Here is a 5,854-nt window from a genome sequence, read left to right on the forward strand (position 1 = left end):
CCCCACTCCCTTCGGTCGCGGGGAAGAGCGAGTTCCCCCTTGTCCCCCTTGTCCCCCCTGCTCCCTGCTCCCGACTCCCGACTCCCCAAACTAACGCGCAGAGTTACACTTCCAGCCTGAGTAAATTTAATCGCGTTGCCAATTAGATTGACTAAAACCTGACGCAGTTTACTTTCGTCGGTGCGAATGCATTCAGGTAGATCGGGCGATCGCTCGACGATAAATTCTAACCCTTTGGATGTGGCTCTCAATTGAAACATTTGTTGCAGTCCATCCAGTAAATGATGCAGGTTGAAATCTTGCTCGTTGAGCGTAATTCTGTCTGCTTCAATTTTGGACATTTCCAATACGTCGTTAATTAAGGCGAGGAGGTGTTCCCCACTGCGGCTAATTGTATCGAGATATTCCTGTTGTTTGGGATCGAGTTGGTTGCTGCGAGTCAGGAGTTGCGTAAAGCCTAAAATTACGCTTAAGGGAGTGCGTAATTCGTGACTCATGTGAGAGAGAAACTTAGTTTTGGCATGATTTGCGACTTCTGCGGCTTCTTTTGCCTGCGCTAAAGCGGCTTCAGCAGCTTTGCGATCGCTAATATCGGCGATCGCACCCTCCAAACATCCTTCTGCAACGTTTAACCGTGCCGAAAATAACCCCCAGAATGTCGTCCCGTCTTGGCAGCGAAATTGCTGCTCGAAGTTATTAATTTCGCCTTGCTGTTGAACGATTTCGAGCATTTGCTGACGTTGGCTAGGATCGACGTAAAAATCGATAGCACCCTTATGTCCGACGATCTCTGCTGCCGAATCACACCCAAGCATATTTGCACATCGCTGGTTGGCAGCCAAAATTAAGCCATCTTCCAGCCGCACGCGAAAAATGCCGAACAGGGAGTTCTCAAAAATTGCCCGTAATTTTACTTCGCTTTGTTGTACGGCGATCGCAGAGGTGCGGAGTTTCCAAATAATTGAAGTGGCAATTCCAATGACTAGTAATGTAGAGAGTAGATAAAGTGCCAGTCGATTCAGACTTGCAGTATCGAGTGCTTGTTGATAGGCGTTGTAGTAAGTTTGGGCAATGTCTTCACCGCGATCGCCAGTCGGTAGCGACAATATGTTATTTACTAAGCGATCTCCTTGGGGACGGCGCGCTAAGATGATTCGCGCATGGGCGATCGCTCGTTTTACATCCGCACGTTGAGCCGTAGGGCGAGATACAGCCAGAATTTGAGAAATTGTATCTTCAATCTCTGGTTTTAATTCTTGGCTGGTGGTGAGGTTGAATAACAGTACGTCCTGCAATAATTTATTCAGAAGATCTGCTAAAGTTGGATCGATCGTCTGATTCTGGAGCAAACTATTGACAGAAACAGGAAAATATGATTCAGAATTACGCAAAATAGCTATTTGAGACTTAAACTGTTCGATCTGGCTTTCCTTGTCCTGATAGAGTTGAATATGTAGTTTAATAGCGCGATCGATTGACTGTCGTTCGCCTGCATCAATAAACGCCGGAATTTGTTGTAAATCTGCTTGAATTCGTTTTAGTTTTGCCAATTCATGTACGATGGGATCGTAGTACGGCAGCAATCCCAACCGTGCTTGCAAGACATTTTGATTTATCCGCGCATCGAGTTCTTGAATTCGTAGTAAATTGCTAATGTAGCGATTGTGTCGATTGGGCTCGATCGCTTGTGACTTCATCCACAGCAGTAAAAATAAGATGACTGCACCCGTTGGCAGCAAATAGTCACTCAGGGCAGAAGTGAATTTTTTCAAACGCAGCAGGCGTGAAGTCAACATAGTTCGCTAATAGATTCTCGATTCCAGAGCGATCGCACTAATTTCTCTGTCAGTTCCGCACCGAAAATTTTTGCAGCGATAGCGTTATCTGGATCGCGTTCTGCACTAATCTGACGCAACCGCAGATCGCGTTGTGCTAAAGCAGCCCGATCTTCAACCGGAACGGGTTCCGCTTGCTCGATCCAAGTTAACCAGCGATCGCACATTTCATGGGCTGTCGTGCGGATTGCGGCTAGAGAATCTTCCGTACCAGCACAAGTAAAACAGAGATGGGCTGGTGATTGAAATTGCCGCACGTATAAGCCTTTACTCACAAATAGGGAAAAATTGGGTTCGTCCCGCCATTTGAGATATGTTGAATCGAGCGGTTCGTAAAACTGCTCTACATACTCCAAATCAGACCATAAATCGACTCTAGGAACGTAGTCCATGTATAAAAACACATTGGGCATCGTGCCAAACTCAAATACCAAGTGAGGCACGCGAATCTGCGGGCTGAGCCAGGTTGTCAGGCGCATTGCACAAAATCCTGTCTTGGCAGCATGGAGAAACGAGTACACCAGCCAATCAATATTTGTGCCTGTAAACGTTTGCAGCGAGCCTGTAACGCTGCGATCGGGACTGCAAAAGCTCTGGAGCGGATGATTAGCAGGCTCAGGACGCAAATCGAAGCGATCTGTTAACTTTTGATACAGTTCACCTTGAATTTCTCGTAGACGATCGAATACAGTCACGCGCTCTAAAATCATGACGATACTCCACGAACTTTCATTTTTGACCTAGCGCCGGATGCTCTCCCGTGAGAGTGCGGAGGAACTGAACGATTAACTGGGTATCTTTAGCAGAAAGCGATCGCCCTAGTTGATACTTTGCCATGATATTAATTGCTTGTTCTAACGTCCGAGCGGAACCATCGTGAAAATAGGGTGCTGTTAAGGCAACGTTGCGAAGGCTAGGGACGCGAAAGACAAACATGTCCGCCTCATTTTGAGTGACGTTATAGCGCCCTAAATCTACTTTCGTAATCTTACCGCGATCGCGGAAATAGTCGCCCATAATGCCAAACTTTTGAAACAAATTGCCTCCCACATTCATTCCTTGATGGCAACTAACGCAACCGTAAGCTTGGAATAGTCGATAGCCTTCTTTTTCTGTAGCATTAATCGCAGATTTATCGCCGCGTAAGTAGCGATCGAAGCGCGAATTGGGAGTGTATAGCGATCGCAAATAAGTGGCGATCGCATCTACAACATTTGTGGCTGTCAAACCATCAGGATAATTTTGGTTAAACGCCCGTATATAGTCTGGAACCCGTTGCAACTTTGGCAGCAAAACTTGCCATTGAATTCCCATTGCTTTTGGATTTTGAATCACGGCTGTGGTGAAGTCTTCCAACGTGGCAAATTTCCCATTCCAATTCAAGTAAGCATTAAATGCTGAATTATAGACGGTCGGGGTGTTAATATTACCTACCGTATCATTCACGCCAATTGAAAAAGCCTTATGATCTGCCCCTCCGCGATTGAGAGCGTGACAACTGAGGCAAGAAATTTTATTATCTGAGGAGAGTCGCCGATCGTGAAACAGTTGCTCGCCCAACGCCACCTTACCTCGATCCAAGGAAATCTGGAGTGGAATTGGTTGAATCGGTTCATCGACTTGTACGGTTTCTATGCGTTCAAACACAGCTTCTCTCATTGGTTGGGGCGTTTGGATGCGTTGCCACCAAATGGCTACCAATGTTGCCAAAAATACCAATGCAACGAGATATATCCTGCGAAGAACTTGCTTAGTCATCAATAAGAAGTTTTTGTTAAGTTGCCAATTTATATACTTTTGTCATTTGTTATTCGTCACTAGTCATTTGTATTTACGAATGACTAGTGACGAATAACAACCATTACGCAAGATCTCATGAATCCAGTCGGATTACTCTATATAATTATCAGACGAGTCGATTATTTTTATGCAGAATAAGAAAAATGGAGATATTCTGATCGTCGATGACAAGCCGGATAACCTACGGTTATTATCTGCCATGTTGAGCGATCGCGGTTATGAAATACGCGCAGTGATGAGCGGATCGGCGGCTTTAATGGGAGCGCAGGCACAGCCCCCAGACTTGATCTTATTAGATATTAATATGCCGGAAATGAACGGGTATGAAGTTTGTCAGCGCCTCAAAGCAAATCATCTGACTCAAAATATTCCCATCATTTTTATTAGTGCGTTAAACGAAGTTTTGGATAAAGTCAAAGCCTTTACATTTGGTGGAGTCGATTACATCACCAAACCATTTCAAGAAGAGGAAGTTTTTGCCCGCATTGAAACGCAGCTTTTCTTACGTCGGATGCAAGTAGCATTACAAACCCAAAACGATCGCTTGCAGCAAGCAGAAGCCGATCTCCGCCGCGCCTTGGAACAGGAACGGACGTTAAACCAGCGGATCGAAGCAATGACTGCAATAGAAGAACGCCATCGCATCGCCCGTGACATTCACGACTCTCTGGGACATATTCTAGTCGGACTCAACATTCAAATGGAAACCGCGCTAACGCTTTGGCAAACAGCACCCGATCGCGCTTTTGAGTTTCTGGGCGAAGCAAAAAAACTAGGCACTGAGGCATTAAACGCCGTGCGCCGTTCGGTAACAGATATTAGGTCAGATCCGCTGCAAGGTCAATTATTAGATCGGGCGATCGCTGCCTTAATCGCAGAATTTCATCACACAACAGGCATTGCCCCTGAGTGTCAGCTCGATCTCTCCCTTCCCTTTTCTAACTCAGTAAATACTGTGGTATATCGAATCGTGCAAGAAGGATTGACAAATATCTGCAAACATGCAAAAGCTACATCTGTCCAGTTACAAATTCAAACCACGCCCACCGAGCTATCACTGAAGCTACAAGATAACGGTGACGGCTTTTGTGCCGATGAAAACCAGAATGGCTTCGGATTGCAGGGAATGCGCGAACGAGTGACAGCGATCGGTGGGCAATTAGAAATTACCAGCGCACCTGGCAAAGGTTGTAGAATTACAGCCAGATTCCCTAGAAAATAGGGAGTCGTGTAGGGGCGGGTTTTTAGAGCATACTTTTACTAAAACAAAGAGTTCTGCGGATAAACCTGCCCGTACCGGAGTCGGGAGTAGAGATCGAGAGTAGTGCCTGGTGCGTGGTGAATAGTATAAATACCAATTACCAACTACCAATTACCAATTACCAATTACCAATTAAAATGATCCGGGTGCTACTAGTTGAAGATCAAGAAATTGTCCGACGCGGCTTGAAAACCTTGCTGGAAATTAAACCTGACTTGCAAGTAGTGGGAGAAGCTAGTAACGGACAGCAAGCAATTGACGCAGTCAGATCGCTATACGCCAAATCCGATCCACCAGATATTGTCCTCATGGATATTCGGATGCCAGTTATGGATGGCGTGACGGCAACTCAACAAATGTGCCAGGAATTTACCAATATTAAAGTTTTAGTTCTAACTACATTTGACGATGCCAATTATGTATCGGAAGCTCTACGCTTTGGTGCGAAGGGATATTTATTGAAAGATACTCCTGCGGAGGAACTAGCAGAAGCCCTCCGCAGCGTTCATAAAGGATATACTCAATTTGGTCCTGGCATTATCGAAAAAATTGCTCCCACGACACCCTCCCCAGCACCAACTCCATCCCCAGAAGAACCGCCACCAGGATTTACAGAACTAACGCAACGCGAACGACAGGTGTTACGCCAAATCGCCGCAGGTGCTAGCAATCGAGAAATCGCTCAGACGCTTTTTCTTTCTGAAGGGACAGTCAGAAATCATATTTCTCGAATTTTGACACGCTTGAATTTACGCGATCGCACCCAAGCCGCAATTATTGCCAATGCATTTCTCTCCTGGCTAGAAGAGAGCTGAGGGAGCTGAGGGAGCAAGACAAGTCAAAATTCACGCATTCAAAATTCAAAATTTACCACTCGCCTCTTGCCTCTTGCCTCTTGCCTTTTAACCAATTACCAATTACCAATTACCAATTACCATTACATTTGTCATGGTAGAAA

The 5,854-nt window shown here is 45.5% G+C and carries 5 protein-coding genes; 2 read left to right on the forward strand and 3 right to left on the reverse strand.

Going from position 1 to position 5,854, the window contains the following annotated elements:
- The 3 genes from C7Y66_RS29625 to C7Y66_RS29635 all read right to left on the reverse strand — a co-directional run.
- On the reverse strand, nucleotides 1-1,796 hold a 1,796-nt coding region (locus C7Y66_RS29625; RefSeq protein WP_199197726.1), incomplete at its 3' end, for a DAHL domain-containing protein.
- The gene (locus tag C7Y66_RS29630; protein WP_106548278.1) at nucleotides 1,790-2,545 is read right to left on the reverse strand and encodes a red chlorophyll catabolite reductase; all 756 of its coding nucleotides are present in this window, start codon (nucleotides 2,543-2,545) and stop codon (nucleotides 1,790-1,792) included. The genes C7Y66_RS29625 and C7Y66_RS29630, both read right to left, overlap by 7 nt.
- A 19-nt stretch (nucleotides 2,546-2,564) precedes the next feature.
- Nucleotides 2,565-3,593: a cytochrome-c peroxidase gene (locus C7Y66_RS29635; RefSeq protein ID WP_106548279.1), complete on the reverse strand. Its 1,029-nt coding sequence runs from the start codon at nucleotides 3,591-3,593 to the stop codon at nucleotides 2,565-2,567.
- A 169-nt stretch (nucleotides 3,594-3,762) separates the two neighbouring features.
- On the opposite strand from C7Y66_RS29635, the gene C7Y66_RS29640 reads away from it, so the two are divergent.
- A complete protein-coding gene (locus tag C7Y66_RS29640) occupies nucleotides 3,763-4,857 on the forward strand; it encodes a response regulator (protein WP_106548280.1) in 1,095 nt (364 codons plus the stop codon).
- Between the two features lie 176 nt (nucleotides 4,858-5,033).
- Nucleotides 5,034-5,711: a response regulator transcription factor gene (locus C7Y66_RS29645; protein WP_106548281.1), complete on the forward strand. Its 678-nt coding sequence runs from the start codon at nucleotides 5,034-5,036 to the stop codon at nucleotides 5,709-5,711.
- Nucleotides 5,712-5,854 lie beyond the last annotated feature (143 nt).

It is taken from the genome of Chroococcidiopsis sp. CCALA 051 (genome assembly GCF_003015105.1).
GTDB classification, from domain to species: domain Bacteria; phylum Cyanobacteriota; class Cyanobacteriia; order Cyanobacteriales; family Chroococcidiopsidaceae; genus Chroococcidiopsis; species Chroococcidiopsis thermalis.